Source organism: Vibrio astriarenae (assembly GCF_010587385.1).
Lineage (GTDB): Bacteria > Pseudomonadota > Gammaproteobacteria > Enterobacterales > Vibrionaceae > Vibrio > Vibrio astriarenae.
In genome coordinates, this window is the sequence record NZ_CP047475.1 from 1,705,545 (window position 1) to 1,723,056 (window position 17,512).

A 17,512-nucleotide genomic window follows, 5' to 3' on the forward strand; every position below is an offset into this window, starting at 1 on the left:
CTTCTTATGGAAGAGAAGAAAATGGGGATTACACCCCTCGCCCTATTCAGCCTATGTGCCGTCCTGGTCGTGGATACACTGACCGCATCGGCTTCCATTGGCGTCAGCTCCATTGGGTGGTGGGCATTGATATTAGTCGTGTTTGTCTTACCCTACGGTCTTATCACATCGGAACTTAGCTCTGCATACCCGGGTGAAGGTGGGATTTACGATTGGGTCAAAAAGGCATTTGGCTCAAACTGGGCAATCAGAACCACTTGGTTCTATTGGATCAATGTCGGTTTGTGGATGCCAGCGGTCTACATTTTATTCGCTGGTATGTTTGCCGAGCTGTTTGCTCCCGATCTGTCTTTATTTGCTCAAGTCGCCATCTGCATTGCGCTTACTTGGGGTACGGTTTGGGTTTGCAACATCTCTACTGATATCGGCGTCATGATCACCAACTTCTGCGCTATTTTGAAAGTGGTCATTATTTCAGTGCTCGGTATTGGTGGTTTTGTCTATGCAGCAAACAATGGCGTTGCCAATGAGTTTAGCGTCTCAGCGCTTATGCCTTCATTCGACTCTGGTGTCGAGTTCTTGCCGGCGCTCGTGTTTAACCTGATGGGTTTTGAGCTGGTTGCGACAATGACGAAGCAAATGAAAGACGTTAAGCAGATGCCTAAAGTCGTCTTCCTCGCTATCTCTATCACTGCTTTCTTATATATTGCAGGCACAGTTGGCATTTTGATGGCGCTTCCTGTTGAAGAAATTGGTCTAGTCGCGGGGATTGTTGACACACTTAAAGTGCTATTTGGCGATGGTGCTCTTGGTCAGTTTATGGTTTACGCACTGGGTATTGTCACCTTGTTCACCTTTATCGGAAACATGGTTAGCTGGACGATGGGCTCAAGCAGAGCTGCGGCCGAGGCCGCCAAAGAAGGTGAATTACCAGCGATTGCCGCAAAAACCTCAAAGAAATACGATACTCCCGTGGGTGCAAACACAATCACCGGTGCCGTATCAACAACTGTCATCATCATTTACGCGCTTTTTGCCAACACCAATGACGAACTGTTTTGGTCAATGTTCGCCTTCTCAAGTTGCGTATTCTTGATGCCATATCTGTTTATGTTCCCCGCTTATCTGAAGCTTAAACTGACTGATACCAAAACACCGCGCCCGTTCAAAGTGCCTGGCGCACTGTGGGTACAAAAGCTGATGACTGTGGTGTGCTTTAGCATCATTCTTCAAGCTGTGGTGCTGTTTATCTTCCCGGATATCGTATTCGCTTCCGTCGACTGGCAGTATTCGCTACCCATTTTGGTTGGTGTATTAATCACCATCGCTATTGGTGAAGTCTTACTTAGCCGTGCCAATCGTATGGCTAACAACGCTGTCGTGGAGGAAATCGCATGAGCAAAATGATTTCAACACTACCTAAGCAAGATAGCTTTCGCATGCCGGGTGAGCATGAAGCGCACGATGAAGTGTGGATGGCATGGCCAACGCGCAGTGACAACTGGCGTTACAGCGGTAAATTGGCCCAACAAGCTTTTGTGGACGTGGCCGTTGCGATTTCTCAAAAGACGCCAGTAGTTATGTTGGTCAATCATGATCAATTCGACAATGCTCGCTCTCAACTACCCGCACATATTCGTGTGATTGAAATGTCTTATAACGACTGCTGGATGCGAGATATTGGCGCAACTTATGTGGTTGATGACAATGGCAACCGACGCGGCATCAGTTGGCAGTTCAATGCTTGGGGTGGGCTTGTTGATGGTCTCTATTTCCCTTGGGATCTCGATGATGCTGTCGCACCTAAAATGCTTAACATCACTCAAGACACGGGCTATCAAGCACCGTTTGTACTGGAAGGTGGCTCTATTCATACCGATGGAGAGGGGACGCTGTACACCACGGAAGAATGTCTGCTCCACCCTAGCCGTAACCCAGACCTCTCGAGAAAAGAGATAGAGGAGCAGTTAAAGTCTTATCTTGCCGTTGAGAAGGTCATTTGGCTGCCAAGAGGTCTTTACAATGACGAGACCAACGGCCATGTCGACAACATCATGCACGTCGTTAAGCCCGGCGAAGTCGCCCTTACGTGGTGCGAAGATGAAAATGACCCTCAGTACGAGATCAGCCGCGAAGCATTCGATTTACTCAGCACAGAGCGAGATGCGAAAGGCCGTCAGATAAAGGTTCATAAACTCCCCATGCCTGGCCCTCTTTTCATGAGTGAAGAAGAAGCACAAGGCATCGACCAAAGTGAAGGAATGGAGCGCGAAGCCGGCGAAAGACTGGCGGCTTCATACGCGAACTTCCTTATCACTAATGGGCAGATTGTGTTTCCACTACTTGATAACAACCATGACGATGCGGCCAAAGAAGCATTAGAAACGGCATTCCCTGAATACGATATCATCGGTGTTAATGCACGAGAAATACTATTGGGCGGTGGAAACATCCACTGTATTACTCAGCAAGTGCCTCGTTAACCCTAACGAAGAACCCGGTGCTCAACACTGGGTTCTTTTTCTTAGTTATTTGAGCGTAATTTTAACGCATTGAAAATCGCTCAAAGTGGAAATCACGTTTCGATAGTCCATACTTCATCAGCCCTGCCCTCAACTGTTGACCAAATGACTTAGGGCCACAAAAACTAACATCATAATTTGAGTCTTCAAAGCTTCTGACAAGCCTATCAGCACAAAGAAACTCTCCATCTTCAGCTGACACAAGATGCAAAACAACAAAGTCCAAACTACTGATCAGGTTGATAATTTCGGATTCAAATAGCGCCTCTTTTCTACTATTTACACAATAAAACAAGTGTATTTTTTCATACGACCTCGCCTCTTCAGGTCGTCGCTTTTGCAACCAATATAATCTTGAAACAAAGGGAACGATTCCAATGCCTGCGCCCACCCATGCCTGATTTTGAGTCTGCGATATTTGGAAGCAGCCATAGCCTCCTTCAACAGAAACTGTGGCGCCATTTTGAATATGACGAGTGAGATGCTGGGTATAGTCTCCAAGCGCTTTGATACCAAACTCAATCACCCCTTTATCGCGTTCATAATTCAAAATTGAAAACGGATGGGGTGTCTCACCGTCCTCAAAATCGAGGAACACAAATTGACCATGCTTCACCTGCAGTGGTGTATTGAGCTGCACTCTTAACCTTATGACCTGAGGTTTGTCGGGTGTAGAGTAACGATACACATCCTTCACTATGCCACTTGCTCTATTGGCAGAACCAATTTTTCCCATTAGTGAAATCAACGCACCAACTGTGCCGATGATAGATAAGGTACCGATTGCTATATTCATTGGCATAGAAGCACTATTCCAATCAAGAAGGAGTTGCGAATGAAACACCCCTGCTATCATCAGTAGACCACCCAATTTATGAACATACTTGAACTTCTGATAACTGATGGCCTGAATAAGACTAATCACGGCGAAAACTAAAAACAGATAGAAGGTCCACTCACCTACCGACTCTGCTATAGGCCGCCAATGAATTCCCTCAATAATAGGTCTTGGGCCTCTATGAGGTCTAGCAATGATACCTGCCTGCACTAGCCATTTAGCGCCCTCGACAAACAACCAATGAAAGATGAGTGCGACCGTCGCCCCTATCCCTAACTGCTTATGTATCTGATAGCTTTTATCTAAACCAAGCGTCCACTTTTCGACCCAGCGAAGACGCAGTGACAGCAAAACGGCAATACTCATATACCCGAGAGCAAGCAATCCAGACAGCATGATTAACTGGTGGCGCCAAGTAAAAAATGAATCAAATGACTCCCAACGAACAAGTAGACTTGGTAGCCATAATAGAACCAGAATTATCGTGAGACGCTTCATAACAACACCTCCTGTGTGGTTATTTTAATGCTAAGACACCTGCTGATAATTACTATCTGATTTACACTGTTTTATCTCAATTTACATAGATTGACATAACACTAGGTGACTGAACTACGCTTATACCATCCAACAAGCCTCGAAAGGAAACCGATATGAAAATCGCCGTCACCGCAGCAAGCGGCCAGCTTGGAAGCGCTATCGTTAAAGCGACTGTTAATCTTCTATCCAAAGATGACGTCATTGCACTCGCCAGAACACCAGATAAAGCCCAGCATCTTGGTGTCGAAGTTCGCCTAGGTGACTATAACGAGCCCGAAATCATGGAGGAATCACTCAAAGGAGTTGATGCTCTTCTTTTGGTCTCCGGGATGGACGCCCCTGACAAGCGCATCGGTCAGCATCGCAACGTCATCGAAGCGGCAAGGAAAGCGGGAGTAAAGAAAATCGTCTACACCAGCGTTCAAGGCGCAGAAGAGAACACCGCCTTTTCACCGGTGATTCAGAGTAATCGCCAAACCGAGCAAGATGTCAGAGAGTCTGGACTAGATTGGGTGATTGGGCGCAACGGTATCTATATTGAGCCTGACCTCGAGTACATCGAAAGCTATAAAAAAGCTGGCAGCATCTTTAACTGTGCGGCCGATGGCAAATGTGGCTATACCACGCGCGACGAGCTTGGCTATGCGTATGCCAAAATGCTATCGGAAGACAAACACAACGGCTCGACCTATAACCTTAATGGCGAGGCAATCACTCAAACACAGCTGACCGAATACATGAACCTCGCGTTTGGTACCAACCTCGTGTTCAAATCGATGTCGGTTGAAGAGTACCGTGAAGACCGAATCGCTGAGCTTGGTGACTTCATAGGCACCATTATCGCCGGAATTTACCAAGGTATTCGAGAAGGTAAGTCTGATAACCCGAGTGACTATGAAAAAGCGGCCGGTAGACCTCATATCAGTTGGCAAGCATTTTTCACTGACCTCGCTAATCATCAGTAGAAACGAAAACAGCCTATCTAATATGAAGATAGGCTGTTTGTATTGAATCATTGACTGACTAGCTTAAATAGCACTTTCCACTTTTTCAGCGATGTCTGATGAAACCCAACCTTTCCACACCTCTGGATAGGTCTCTAGGAAATAGTACATCGCATCTTCAGCATCCACTTGTTCATCTTCCATCCAAGCCAGCATTTTGCTCATCAATTGGTTTGAATAACCACGGTGACTCAAATACTCGAAGGCACTAGGCTCTGCGACGGCAAACTGCTCGGTTGTCACAGTATGAACGGGAGATGGTGGATACATGGTCACTTTCGGTGTTTCACAATCAGGTTGTGTCGTGCAGTTTCGATATTCGTCGACATCTGCGTCTGAGCCAAAATCAACCATCACCATATCGTACTTACCTAGCACAGGTGTAGGTGACCAGTAGTAGCCGAACCAAGGCTTTTCACGCTCATAGTTTTTCGCCAAAATCCCCGCTAATGCCGCACCTGAGCCAGGGTCAACCTTATCAAAGTCATGCTCTTCTAAGCCAAGCGCATCAAACAGGTGTCCTGCGGTGATCTGACATGTCCATCCTGCTGGGCATGTATAGAAAGCAAACTGGTCATCACTCTCCGGATGTTCAAATAGCGCCTTGTGCTTAATCACACCCTCTATGGTCGCCATTTCTGGGTATTGCTCAACAAGATAAGCGGGTACCCAAAAGCCTTCTTCGCCGCCATCGGTTAGAGAGTTCCCCGCATAACGCAGACGTTTTTCCTCAACCCCATGATCTAACGCCTCTTTGATGCCATTGGTCCATAGTTCTGGTGCGACATCAGGCTGTCCCTTTTCAATCATTGAAGTGCCTGTCGGTACAGTATCACCAGGGATCAAGTCGGCTTCACAGCCATAACCATTATTGAGAATAAACTGGTCAACATGCGCCATTAAGCTGGCTGAATTCCAGTTCATATCAGCGATAGTAAACTCACCGCATTCATTCGCATGAGCGTGCGTAGCAAGTCCAGTAAGCACGAGAGCGGCGCAAAGAGAGGGCTTCATTTTCATTGCATAACTTCCTTTGTTATTGTTACAGCAGAGTATAGGAAATCGAATTGAAAATAACGCCTTAGGAATCAAATAAGCGTCTGATTTGTCGACTAAATCAAACTTTGCCGAACATTGTCTAGGTTAAAGCCAACGAAAGACTTTCGATATGTAAATACGAAATAGGCCTTGGTGTAATAACACACCAAGGCCCCAGTAAATCATAGTGCGAAATAAACTAGTTACTCACCCGTAAACTCCAATGATGAGTGATGTAGCGCAATTCGAACCGTGCCCTCATCATCCTTCACAAACTTCCAAGTTTTGTCTACCGACGTCACTTCACCTTCACTGTTAGTAAAGTGAACCTTACCCATGGTGCTCGCACTGTCACTGGTAATCAATACGCCAGCGTTCTCTACGCTACACTCTGTCCAGTCTTTAAGGGCAAAGCCTGTATCCTGAACATAGTTCGCGTTGCCACCAACAAAGTATGACAAAGCACCTTCGCTATCAGTGCGGAACGTTTGTGGGTTAACGGTTAACGTCGGCTTAAACAGTACAGCGCCCATCTGATAAGCATACGCTGAATCAATCACTTCTTTCGCTAAGTCATGCGCCGCTTCTTGGCCTTGCTCTTGATGCGTGCGGCTGATATTCACCAAAGCGTTACACCAATTCTCTTGCGCCGCTAACACTTCTGCTTCATTAATAGATTGGTTCACAGCCGCCACTTCTGCTACTGCAACTAACGAAACCGAAAGCAAAACCGCTGAACTCAATAGTGTTCTGATAGTCATATTTTTGTCCCTTTAATTTTTTGTAGTTAACCTGAGAAAAATAAAGTGAATGGCCCAATTCAGGCTCAAAATTTTTCACTCCTCAGTCAAAGAGCGGTTAGCCAGCGTATTGGTGACACCCTGGATAACTGCGTAACTACAAAGTACCAGAACTGCCCCACCTTCCCAGCAATTCCTGCCTAACAATGGGTATATCTGATATTCAGTTCTGGAGACTAAATATGTTGTAATATCGATAGACAAAATTGGGCAATAAGGGAGCTCTTATAAAAGCAGAAAAAAGGCAGGTCTACGCCGTGACGCACGAAGTGACTGATTTCAATTTTTACATAACCACTATAAACACGATAAAGATCACAAAATCACTTGAACTTATCTCTCTGAGTCAGTACCGTGACGCGGTTTCCTCAATTTCTCACTAGAAAAGGTATCGATTTTGATTTCTACCGCGAATATCACGCAGCAGTTTGGTGCTAAGCCACTCTTTGAAAACATCTCTGTTAAGTTTGGCGAAGGTAATCGCTACGGTCTGATCGGCGCAAACGGATGTGGTAAATCTACATTCATGAAGATCCTTTCTGGTGAGCTAGAGCCAACGGGCGGTAACGTAAGCTACGACCCGAACGAGCGTGTTGCTAAACTTAACCAAGATCAGTTCGCTTATGAAGAGTTCACGGTAATCGACACGGTTATCATGGGCCATAAGGAACTTTGGGCTGTGAAACAAGAACGCGACCGCATCTACTCGCTTGCAGAAATGAGCGAAGAAGATGGCATGAAAGTGGCTGATCTTGAAGTCCAGTTCGCTGAAATGGATGGCTACATGGCAGAAGCGAAAGCCGGTGAGCTTCTTCTTGCTGTTGGTATCCCTGAAGTGCAACACTTTGGCCTAATGAGTGAGGTGGCGCCAGGTTGGAAACTTCGTGTGCTTCTAGCACAGGTTCTCTTCGCAGACCCGCATATCATGCTACTTGACGAACCAACCAACAACTTGGACATGGACACGATTCGTTGGCTAGAAGAGACGCTAAACCAACGTAACTGCACGATGATCATCATCTCGCACGACCGTCATTTCCTAAATTCTGTATGTACACACATGGCTGACTTGGATTACGGTGAACTTCGCCTATTCCCAGGTAACTACGACGAGTACATGGTAGCAGCGAACCAAGCGCGTGAGCGCCTGCTCGCTGATAACGCGAAGAAGAAAGCGCAAATTGCTGAACTGAACACCTTCGTTGCACGTTTCTCTGCAAACGCATCGAAAGCGAAACAAGCAACGTCTCGTGCTAAGCAAATTGATAAGATTCAGCTTGAAGAAGTGAAGCCTTCAAGCCGTCAAAACCCGTTCATTCGTTTTGACCAAGAAAAAGAGCTGTTCCGTAACGCTCTAATCGTTGAAAACCTGTCACAAGGTTTTGAAGACGACCTATTCACTGACTTCAACGCGATTTTTGAAGTGGGTGAACGTGTTGCCATCATCGGTGAGAACGGTGTGGGTAAAACAACACTACTGAATACAATCGCAGGTGCGTTAGAGCCACGCACTGGTGAATACAAGTGGTCAGAAAACTCGAACATCGGTTACTACGCGCAAGATCACGCTCATGACTTTGCCGAAGACATGAACCTGATGGATTGGATGGGCCAGTGGCGTCAACCTGGTGATGACGAGCAAGTGATCCGTAGCTTCCTTGGTCGCATGCTGTTTGGTCAAGACGACATTAAGAAGTCGGTACAAGTCCTCTCTGGTGGTGAGCAAGGTCGTATGCTGCTTGGTAAGATCATGATGCATAAACCAAACATGCTACTTATGGACGAACCAACCAACCACATGGATATGGAATCAATCGAGTCATTGAACAATGCGCTTGAAGACTATAAAGGTACTCTGTTCTTCGTATCGCACGACCGTGTATTCGTAGACTCTCTAGCCACTCGTATCCTAGAGATCAAAGACGGCAAGATTAATGACTTCCGTGGTACTTACGCTGAGTACCTAAAGTCAAAAGGTATTGATGGTTAATATTAGCTGCTAATATGAATAGCTAATTAAGCCTCTACCCTAGAAACGAAAAGGAAGTGAGCAAACGCCACTTCCTTTTTTAATGCCCTAAATTCAAGGCCAGCTAGGTTGCCGTTGCAACGCTTTGTGATTTGCGCATGTTCCATGCAACCAAGCCTGCGAGTACGATCATACCGCCAATTTCTAACGCCGCTGTGCCAAACACCATCACGATTGCGGTTACCAGCCAAATGATTCGCTCGACACCCGTCAGGCGCCCGAACATATAGCCTTCAATGCTTCCAGCAAAGGCAATAATCAAGGCAATGGTACTCAGTGTCGCGAGAACAAAGCTTGCAACTTCACCATCAACCCAAATCAAACCAGAAAACGCCATCATCATTGGAATGAGGAAGAAACCCTGAGCCAACTTAAACGCTTGCACGGCGGAGCGCATGGGTGAAGATTTCGCAATCCCAGCCCCCGCGAAAGCGGCAAGTGCAATCGGCGGTGTCACATTCGAGGTCTGCGAGAGCCAGAACACAATCATATGTGCAGCAAGTAAGCTCACACCAAAATCAAGCAATGTAGGTACCGCCATAATCGATAGCACGATATATGCCGCCGTTACGGGCAAGCCCATACCCAATATCACCGCAGCAAGCGCTATCAGCGCCAGTGCGCTAAACAGATAACCGCCTGAAAGAGCAATCAGGAACTGCGTGAACTGCAAGCCGATCCCGGTTTGCCCCACTACCCCAACAACAATACCCGCTGTCGCACAAGCGACTGAAATGGGCAAAGCTAAGATTGCGCCCTGCTTCATGCCTTCAAAGAACAGAGCAAAAGTAATCCGGCTGTGTTTACGCAGCATAGAGGCAATCAAGATGGCAGCGCATCCCGCGATACCCACCAGCACGGGTGAATAGCTCATCATCAGCAAGGCGGTAATCAATACCAATGGCACTAAAAAGTGCCAGCCTCGCTCAAGCACAACCATCAGCTTCTCATAGTTGTCCATACCCTTTAAACCAAGCTTGCACGCCATGATATGCACGTAGAGCAAGGTACAAGCAAAGTAGATAATCGCGGGCATGATGGAGACGATCAAGATTTCGCTGTAAGGAATACCGGTAAATTGCGCCATCACAAACGCACCCGCCCCCATCACCGGTGGCATAATCTGCCCGCCAGTGGAGGCTGCCGCTTCAATCCCCGCTGCTTGTTCAGGCTTGTAACCCAGTTTTTTCATCATCGGGATAGTGAGCGAGCCAGTGGTCACCGTATTGGCAATCGCAGAGCCGGAAATCGACCCCAATGCCGCAGAAGAGATGACACTCGCTTTTGCTGGACCACCACGATATTTACCCGCAATCGCAAACGCGGCATCAATAAAGAAGTTACCTGCGCCCGTGACCTGCAAAAATGCCCCAAACAATACAAAGATGAAGACGACCCCTGCAGCAATTGCAAGCGGTGCGCCGTACACGCCATTGGTTGAGAAGATGTGGAAACGAATGATGTCTTCCAGTGGAAAACCATTACTGGCAATAGCTGCTGGCAAATAGTTACCAAACATCGCATAGCCCAAAAACAGCAGCGCGATGGCCACCATCACCATGCCCACCGTACGCCTCGTCGCTTCAAGCAGCAGCACTATGGTGATACACCCAGCGATCTTATCGATCTCTCCAACACCCTCTATTAAAAACATGATGTCATCGTAATCGAACTTAGCAATTCGCCATGCAGACCAGATAATGGCGATCGACAAGAGCGTATCAACGATACGCCCTATCTTGAATGCGAAGCCACCTTTATTGGATGAAAATAACGGGTGGGTAAGAAAGACCAAAACAATCACCCAACTTAAGTGAATTGGGCGAAACACAGGAGCAGATATTTCGGCAGTGATCCCTTGCCAAATCTGGAACACAGACAAAGCAATAGCCGCAAGCGCGGCTATTTTCATTGGGATATTAACCAGAAAAGACGACTTAGACTCTGGCATTGTTAACCCCTACTTCATTTCATCAAGATACTTTTGGGCACCTGGGTGAAGTGGAACGCCTGCGAGTTTTTCCATATTCTCAAGCGTGGTGTAGCTGGTCACCTTGATACTCTGACGCACCTGTTCAATATTCTCGAACATGGACTTGGTCATGGAGTAGATAAGGTCAGTATCGGCATTCTTATTAACCACCAACACGTTCCATACTACTGGGGTGCTGAAGGCAGGTACTTTGCGGTATGCCTCAGCTGGCACCTCTAATGGTTGGAATGATGGCATCGCTTCGCTGACTTTTGCTAGTTCATCAGACGTGAATGACAACATTCTAATGTCGCGAGTCAATGTAAGCTCTGTCACCGCGCCCACGCCTAAGCTCCCCACAATGACACCCGCATCAATTTGGCCATTCGCCAATGCAGAAGTGGTCGCAGTGTAATTTAAGCTCTGAGCTTTAAGGTCATCTTCAGAAATACCTAAAGCGGCAAGAATACCAATCGCGGCGGTGCGAGTACCTGATCCCGGCGCACCAAGCGAGACTTTTTTACCTTTAAGATCTTGAATGGATTGTATATCGGAGTTGGCTGGCACCATAAAGTGCACGACATTCGGATACAAAGCAGATACGACGGCCACATCCATTTTAGCTGGGAAAGGTTCAGTGCCATTGTAGGCTTTCAACACCACACTACCCATAGCAATACCAGCAAGCTGTTTATTGGTCGCCACTTTAATGCTGTTCTCAACAGAACCTGCCGTTACCTCTGCACGCATATTAAAGTCAGGCAGAGTCTCACCCCAAATCTTAGCCAACGTACCACCCAACGGATAGTAAGTGCCGCTTTGGCTACCTGTACCAATGGTGTAGTTATCTGCCATTGCTGTGAAAGACATTGCGCCTGCGATCAGCGCTGCAACCAATCCCTTTGATATTTTCTTCATTCTTTACGCCCTGTAATGTGGTTAACTTATTCACAATAATCACATTTAGCGTAGTCACTCTAACCCGCTCAAGGCATTAGACTTTGGTAGAATGAGACATGCGATCACATATCTCACTCATTTTTCGAAGATTTTGTTACTTATGCCACTTCTTCGTAAGACTATCAAGTGCTTTAGGAACCGCTGCTTTTATCAAACTTGGCGCGGCTTTTTTACCTGTTTTAGAAATTCTATCCCACTGTTTTTTGAGTCCCTTGCCTCTTTTCGCCGCTTCCAAACGCTGGCGATTACGCTGCACATTAAACGCGTCAACTATCCCTTCACCTAGCCAATGACGCAATTCATCGACACCAAAATGTGGTTTATCATCAGAAATAGACAGCGGCAGTACTTTATAGAAACCCAACAACTGTTGATTGAATGCCATCGCCTTAACAATCATCTGCTCCTTCTCTGATTTAGGATCACTTAACTCAAATGGCGGCTGCCATTGCTCTTGAGGCTGCAACTTATCGACCTGATTGAGAACACCAAGTACGACTGGGCGTTTCCGCGATATATTGCTCGAATGCGCATAAAACTCTTCTAACCGCTCCTGAAACGCCGTATCGAGTGCTCTTGCCGACTGTGACGCCTTCAATACCCACAGAACAACATCAGCTTGAACCACTTCACTAAGTGCTGAACTCTCGATTTGTTCACTGCCATCAAAGCCAGGCAGATCAACAATCACAATCGGCTGCTCGCCAACCATCGCACGGTAAGTGGTGGTGTGGTCGGTTGAAGGCAGCACATCCACCTCTGCAACAAACTCCTCTTTCAGTTCATTGATTAGTGAAGATTTGCCTGCGCCAGTTTGTCCAACTAACACGATACGAATAGGCTCTAACTCTACCGCGGTTCGCTCTCTGTCTGCCCTGGCAATCTGTGACACCGTCACGTCGATATCATCGAAACTGAAGCGTCCGCTATAGAGTTCAATCGCAACAAAGGCAACCTCATCTATAAGCGCCTGCTTAGCCGCAAACTGCAAATCATCCACCATACCCCGTGTCATGTTGGCACTGAATTGTTGAGTACCAATATCTGCAATCGCTTTCGCCGGATTAATATAGAGATTCTTTGCGTGATTAAGCCAGATCGCGGCCTTAAACACATGTTTACCGACATCGCCATAGCGATCATAAAGGTCATAACCTGACTTGATATGGGAGACTTTGACCGCATCCACAGCAAAGCCATACTCATCGAGCAAAACTCGGTAGCGTCGACTCACCTCTTCAAAGAGCTTAAGCCCCTCTGGCACGGTAAAATCCAGCGCTTTTTTATCGTATTCAACGGCAACGAACTCCAAGATACTGAGCCCTGCAGTATCCAAATTGCTCCAATTATCATCTTGCTCAAGCAGCGAGTTGCCATAGGCTCGACTGCGCTGCCATATCTTGAGCTCAGCTTCAGACCAATCTTGCGAGGGCTTTACTAGGCCCTGTTCATTATCTGGAGCAGATTCAACGGGCTCAGCCTCTCTTGCTTCAGGGCTCATCGTGTTATCTTGCTTTGAACTTCGATATGCCGAAATAAGCGGAATAGAGACCACCAAGGTGCCAGTCGCAACCGTGAGTGACAAAGGCAACAGATAACCATATTTGAATGCCAGCCCCACCCCAAACAGCGCCATAATCAACACAGGTAAGATTGTGGAGATGACTGCAATGCCCCAGCGCCCGCCTGATAAATGCGAGAGCAGGATAAACAAATGTTTAATCTTTTTCATAACCCGAGGCTGCCTTTCCTTTCTTTAGTGCATCACGATAGATTGATTGCATCTGTTCCACTGACACTGCCTCACCTTTACTCTTGTGATAAAAGTAGTAACAGGCCGCTCGACCCAGACCATAAGTCGTACCAAAGCTCATTGCCGCAGCTGTGATCGCACCAACGGTTTGACCATAACCGGGGATCAGTTTAACTATCTGACGCGAGGCTAGCTTCACCGAATACTGCACAGCAACGCTGCTACCCAAGGCTCCAACAAGCTCACTGAATGCACGTTTGTTCCATTCAACCCCATATTGATTGGCTAAGCTATGCAGCATCTTCCCCTGTATCGCGGGTACAGAGACTAACCCGACAGCAGGAATCAGATCGGACGCAGATGCGGTACCGCTATACCACAGCACTTCCTTCTCCAATTGCGAGAAATTCTGCTCTTCCGCATTTGCGTGTTCATCTTCATCCATCATTAACCCAACGACAGGGAGTAGCTGCGTGAGCGCATTAACCAAGTCTTGCTGATGATAAATTTCACCCGACTCACCACAAAAGTCGACATCAATACTGCTGACTTCTCCGCCCCAAGTGTCCATCACCAGTTGCTTCTGATGGTCAATCAAGCGTTGCCGCTCTTCGTGCACGTACTCTTGAGCGGCGGTGTGAACCAACAATAAGTGCTTAACCCGTTTTTGTTTTCTAATCTGTTTGAGTGCATTGATCACTGCGCTTTGCTCAACCTCACCCAATTTCATTACCACAACAAGGGCATGACTGGTCTTGGACAACAGCGCAATATCATCATCTGGTTGATAGCCTGCTTCGCCGAGTCCTCTAGAATCCAAAAATCGAATCACCGGTTGAGCTTTGGGATAGTCATACGCCGATGAATGCATAGTACACGGCTCGAAGCCATTACCAATTTGAGCACTGCTCTCTCCGGTCAACGCCTGAATAAGCGAAGACTTACCCGCCCCAGTCTTACCCAGTAGCCACAGGGTTGGCAGGTGTTGACGCTGATATTCATGCGCTTTGGTCAGGTCAGGGTTTTCGTTCGGATTGATAAACTCTTTGATTTTTTCGAACATGGCGCCTCGATTTATGCCTTTACAGTGACTTGCATAGATTGTTTTCAGTGTAACCTACTGATGTCAGCCTTGAAATAACTGGTTAATCGACTCTGTATCCTTCTGTGAACATGCTAAACTCTACCGCATCTTATGGGGTGACCCATTTATTTGTATCAAGAGAAATACCATGCCCTTTTCCAGACTAGGCTTAAGCCAACCCATTACTGATGCCATTAATGAACTTGGTTACACAAAGCCAACCACAATCCAAAACAAGGCCATCCCTGTCATCTTAAACGGTGAAGATTTGATTGCTGCTGCGCAAACCGGTACCGGTAAAACTGCGAGCTTTGTTTTACCTATTTTGGAAAAACTCAAAGACAGTGAAACTCAGCGTAAAAAGCGTATTCGTGCTCTTATCTTGGCACCAACACGCGAGCTCGCGATTCAGGTTGAATCTAAGGTTCAAGAGTACGGCAAGCACCTAAACCTTACCTCACTTGCGATGTACGGTGGTGTTGATGAGCAATCACAAAAGCAAGCGCTGATTGAAGGTGTGGATATTCTGGTGGCGACGCCGGGACGACTGCTTGATATGTACGGCAAACGTGCTGTCTACTTTGAAGAAGTGGAAATTTTGGTTCTTGATGAAGCTGACCGCATGCTGGATATGGGCTTTATCGACGACATCAATAAGATTCTTGACCGCTTGCCTGTCGATATTCAAAACCTGCTGTTCTCTGCCACTCTATCGAACAAGGTACGTGATCTGGCAAAGACAGCGGTTCATGACCCATACGAGATTTCCATTGCTGCGAATGCTGCGTCTAAGAAAAATATCGAACAGTGGTTAATCACGGTTGATAAAGACATGAAATCTTCACTATTGAGCCACCTAATCAAAGAAAACGACTGGGACCAAGCGCTCATCTTTATCGAGACGAAACATGGTGCTGCCAAGCTAGCGAGTCAACTAGAAAAGCGCGGCATTGAAGCAGAAGCCTTCCACAGCGGTCGTAGCCAAGCGATTCGCTCTCAACTGCTAGCCGACTTCAAAGCAGGCAAAATCAAATACATGATCGCAACGGGTGTCGGTGCTCGTGGTATCGATATCGAGGGACTCACTCGCGTGATCAACTATGATTTGCCATTCCCTGCCGACGAATACGTACACCGCATTGGTCGTACAGGTCGTGCTGACGCGCAAGGTGAAGCGATCTCCTTTGTGTCAAAAGACAACTTCAAAAACTTGTGCATGATTGAGAGCCGTTTAGGTCACCTGATCGAGCGACGCGTCATCGAAGGCTTTGAGCCGCGTAAACCTGTTCCTATCTCTATTCTTAACTATGTGCCTAAACACAAACGTGTGAACAAGGAAGACTGATGGACGCGCCAACGGAAATCACCTTTTTCGAGTTTCTGACACCGCTGATTACGACGGGTAAGAAAACCATCACTATTCGTGATGAGGCAGAGTCTCACTACGTTCCGGGGACGGTGGTTGATGTCTACACATTAGAATCAAAGTCGCATGTAGGAAAAATTAAAATTGAAGCCGTTGAGCCCCTCAATTTTGACGATATTGGTGAATTTCACGCTGAGCAAGAGCATATTCCCTTGCCTGAGTTAAAGGTGCTGATTCACGATATTTACCCTAATATCGACAAACTATTTATGATCACCTTTAAATTAGTCTAAAACTATGATCTTTGTGTGGGTACTAACCGTGCCCACACTCCTTTACTATCGCTAACTCACCAAATATCAGGGATTTACTCTCGTAACCACCTAGTCTCTCAAACGCTTGCCTGTGCCTTTAAATACTCACTCCGAGCCAATAATTTGTATTTATTCAATATCTTACCTAGGCTTAAATTGAATTCATTGAAATCACAGGACAAATTATGAAATGGAAATTAGCGGCGTTAGCCGTAGCAACCACATTGAGTGCTCAAGCTTATGCACAAGATTGTGGCGAGGTCAGTATTGCCGATATGAACTGGAATTCGGCTAGCCTCATCGCTAACGTAGACCGCTTTATTCTTGAACACGGTTATGGATGTGATGCCGAGCTTGTACCCGGTGACACCATGCCAACCGCCACCTCGATGATTGAGAAAGGCCAGCCAGACATTGCTCCAGAGCTTTGGACAAACTCCGTGAAAGAGGCGTTGGAGCAAGGTATCGCTGAAGGACGCCTAACTCGCGCAGGTGAATCCCTTGTTGAAGGCGGGGAAGAAGGCTTCTGGGTGCCGGCATACCTCGTTGAAAAGTATCCAGAATTAGCCACAGCTGAAGGACTCAAACAACACCCTGAGCTATTCAAACACCCAGAAAATCCCGATGTTGGTGGCTTGTATGGCTGTCCTGCAGGTTGGGGTTGCCAAATTTCTGTATCCAACCTGTTTGATGCACTGGAAATGGATAAAGCAGGCTTTGAGCTTATCGACCCAGGCTCAGGTGCCGGTCTGTCTGGCTCAATTGCTAAAGCTTATGAACGCGGCGAAGGCTGGGCTGGCTACTACTGGGCACCCACCGCCATCCTCGGCAAATACGATATGGTGAAAGTTGACTTTGGTAGTGGCGTCGATGAAGAAGAGTTCCTCTCTTGTACAACGCAAGTAGACTGCGCAGATCCGAAAGTCACCATGTACCCGAAATCGCCAGTAAGTACGGTCGTCGCTACTGAGTTCTCTAAATCGAACCCAGACGTGATGGAATATCTCAGCAAACGTGGCTTCACAAACAGTGACATGAACGCACTTCTCGCATGGATGGAAGACGAACAAGCTAACGCTGAAGAAGCGATGTTCCACTTCTTTGAGTCGCAACCAGAAATCTGGAAAGCATGGGTATCTGAAGATGTAGCAAGCAAAATCGCTGCTGAACTGTAAAACCTGATCAAGCACCCAAGTATTGTAATCCACTGTACTTGGGTGTTATTCATTTGTTAAGGTGGATATAGCAACAGTTCATAACATCATGAGCTGAGTAACGTTGTTTAAGGATAG

14 protein-coding genes are annotated in these 17,512 nt (G+C 46.8%); 7 read left to right on the plus strand and 7 right to left on the minus strand.

Going from position 1 to position 17,512, the window contains the following annotated elements; genetic code table 11:
• Positions 1-6: 6 nt before the first annotated feature.
• Positions 7-1,398: an APC family permease gene (locus GT360_RS08110; RefSeq protein WP_164648377.1), complete on the plus strand. Its 1,392-nt coding sequence runs from the start codon at positions 7-9 to the stop codon at positions 1,396-1,398.
• Positions 1,395-2,483, plus strand: coding sequence for an agmatine deiminase (gene aguA / locus GT360_RS08115; protein ID WP_164648378.1), 1,089 nt, complete (start codon positions 1,395-1,397; stop codon positions 2,481-2,483). The genes GT360_RS08110 and aguA overlap by 4 nt, the downstream gene beginning before the upstream one ends.
• Positions 2,484-2,544: 61 nt before the next feature.
• On the opposite strand, the gene GT360_RS08120 is transcribed toward aguA, so the two are convergent.
• Positions 2,545-3,756, minus strand: coding sequence for a ferredoxin reductase family protein (locus GT360_RS08120; protein WP_239502537.1), 1,212 nt, complete (start codon positions 3,754-3,756; stop codon positions 2,545-2,547).
• Positions 3,757-4,013: 257 nt separating this feature from the next.
• On the opposite strand from GT360_RS08120, the gene GT360_RS08125 reads away from it, so the two are divergent.
• The gene (locus GT360_RS08125) at positions 4,014-4,865 is read left to right on the plus strand and encodes an SDR family oxidoreductase (protein ID WP_164648380.1); all 852 of its coding nucleotides are present in this window, start codon (positions 4,014-4,016) and stop codon (positions 4,863-4,865) included.
• A 63-nt stretch (positions 4,866-4,928) separates the two neighbouring features.
• Here the strand turns inward: GT360_RS08125 and GT360_RS08130 are convergent, their stop codons facing one another.
• Together GT360_RS08130 and GT360_RS08135 are read right to left on the minus strand one after the other, a co-directional pair.
• Positions 4,929-5,924 (minus strand): ABC transporter substrate-binding protein, encoded by a 996-nt coding sequence (locus tag GT360_RS08130; RefSeq protein WP_164648381.1) that lies wholly within the window; start codon positions 5,922-5,924, stop codon positions 4,929-4,931.
• A gap of 221 nt (positions 5,925-6,145) precedes the next feature.
• Positions 6,146-6,703 carry a hypothetical protein gene (locus GT360_RS08135; protein ID WP_164648382.1) on the minus strand — a complete coding sequence of 186 codons (558 nt, stop codon included), beginning with the start codon at positions 6,701-6,703 and terminating at the stop codon, positions 6,146-6,148.
• Positions 6,704-7,139: 436 nt separating this feature from the next.
• On the opposite strand from GT360_RS08135, the gene GT360_RS08140 reads away from it, so the two are divergent.
• Complete coding sequence (locus GT360_RS08140) at positions 7,140-8,732, plus strand: ABC-F family ATPase (RefSeq protein ID WP_164648383.1); 1,593 nt, start codon at positions 7,140-7,142, stop codon at positions 8,730-8,732.
• A 103-nt stretch (positions 8,733-8,835) separates the two neighbouring features.
• On the opposite strand, the gene GT360_RS08145 is transcribed toward GT360_RS08140, so the two are convergent.
• From GT360_RS08145 to GT360_RS08160, 4 genes are all read right to left on the minus strand, one after another.
• Positions 8,836-10,722, minus strand: a complete 1,887-nt coding sequence (locus tag GT360_RS08145) for a TRAP transporter permease (RefSeq protein WP_164648384.1) — start codon at positions 10,720-10,722, stop codon at positions 8,836-8,838.
• Positions 10,723-10,731: 9 nt separating this feature from the next.
• Entirely contained in the window at positions 10,732-11,661 is a 930-nt protein-coding gene (locus GT360_RS08150; protein ID WP_164648385.1) for a TAXI family TRAP transporter solute-binding subunit, read from the minus strand.
• Positions 11,662-11,797: 136 nt separating this feature from the next.
• Positions 11,798-13,435 carry a GTPase family protein gene (locus tag GT360_RS08155; RefSeq protein ID WP_164648386.1) on the minus strand — a complete coding sequence of 546 codons (1,638 nt, stop codon included), beginning with the start codon at positions 13,433-13,435 and terminating at the stop codon, positions 11,798-11,800.
• On the minus strand, positions 13,422-14,519 hold the full coding sequence (locus GT360_RS08160) for a YcjF family protein (RefSeq protein WP_164648387.1): 1,098 nt from the start codon (positions 14,517-14,519) through the stop codon (positions 13,422-13,424). Before GT360_RS08160 ends, GT360_RS08155 begins: the two co-directional genes overlap by 14 nt.
• Positions 14,520-14,688: 169 nt before the next feature.
• On the opposite strand from GT360_RS08160, the gene GT360_RS08165 reads away from it, so the two are divergent.
• From GT360_RS08165 to GT360_RS08175, 3 genes are all read left to right on the plus strand, one after another.
• A complete protein-coding gene (locus GT360_RS08165; protein WP_164648388.1) occupies positions 14,689-15,885 on the plus strand; it encodes a DEAD/DEAH box helicase in 1,197 nt (398 codons plus the stop codon).
• Positions 15,885-16,199 (plus strand): N(4)-acetylcytidine aminohydrolase, encoded by a 315-nt coding sequence (gene yqfB, locus GT360_RS08170; RefSeq protein WP_164648389.1) that lies wholly within the window; start codon positions 15,885-15,887, stop codon positions 16,197-16,199. Before GT360_RS08165 ends, yqfB begins: the two co-directional genes overlap by 1 nt.
• 206 nt (positions 16,200-16,405) lie before the next feature.
• Entirely contained in the window at positions 16,406-17,395 is a 990-nt protein-coding gene (locus GT360_RS08175) for an ABC transporter substrate-binding protein (protein WP_164648390.1), read from the plus strand.
• Positions 17,396-17,512: the final 117 nt, after the last annotated feature.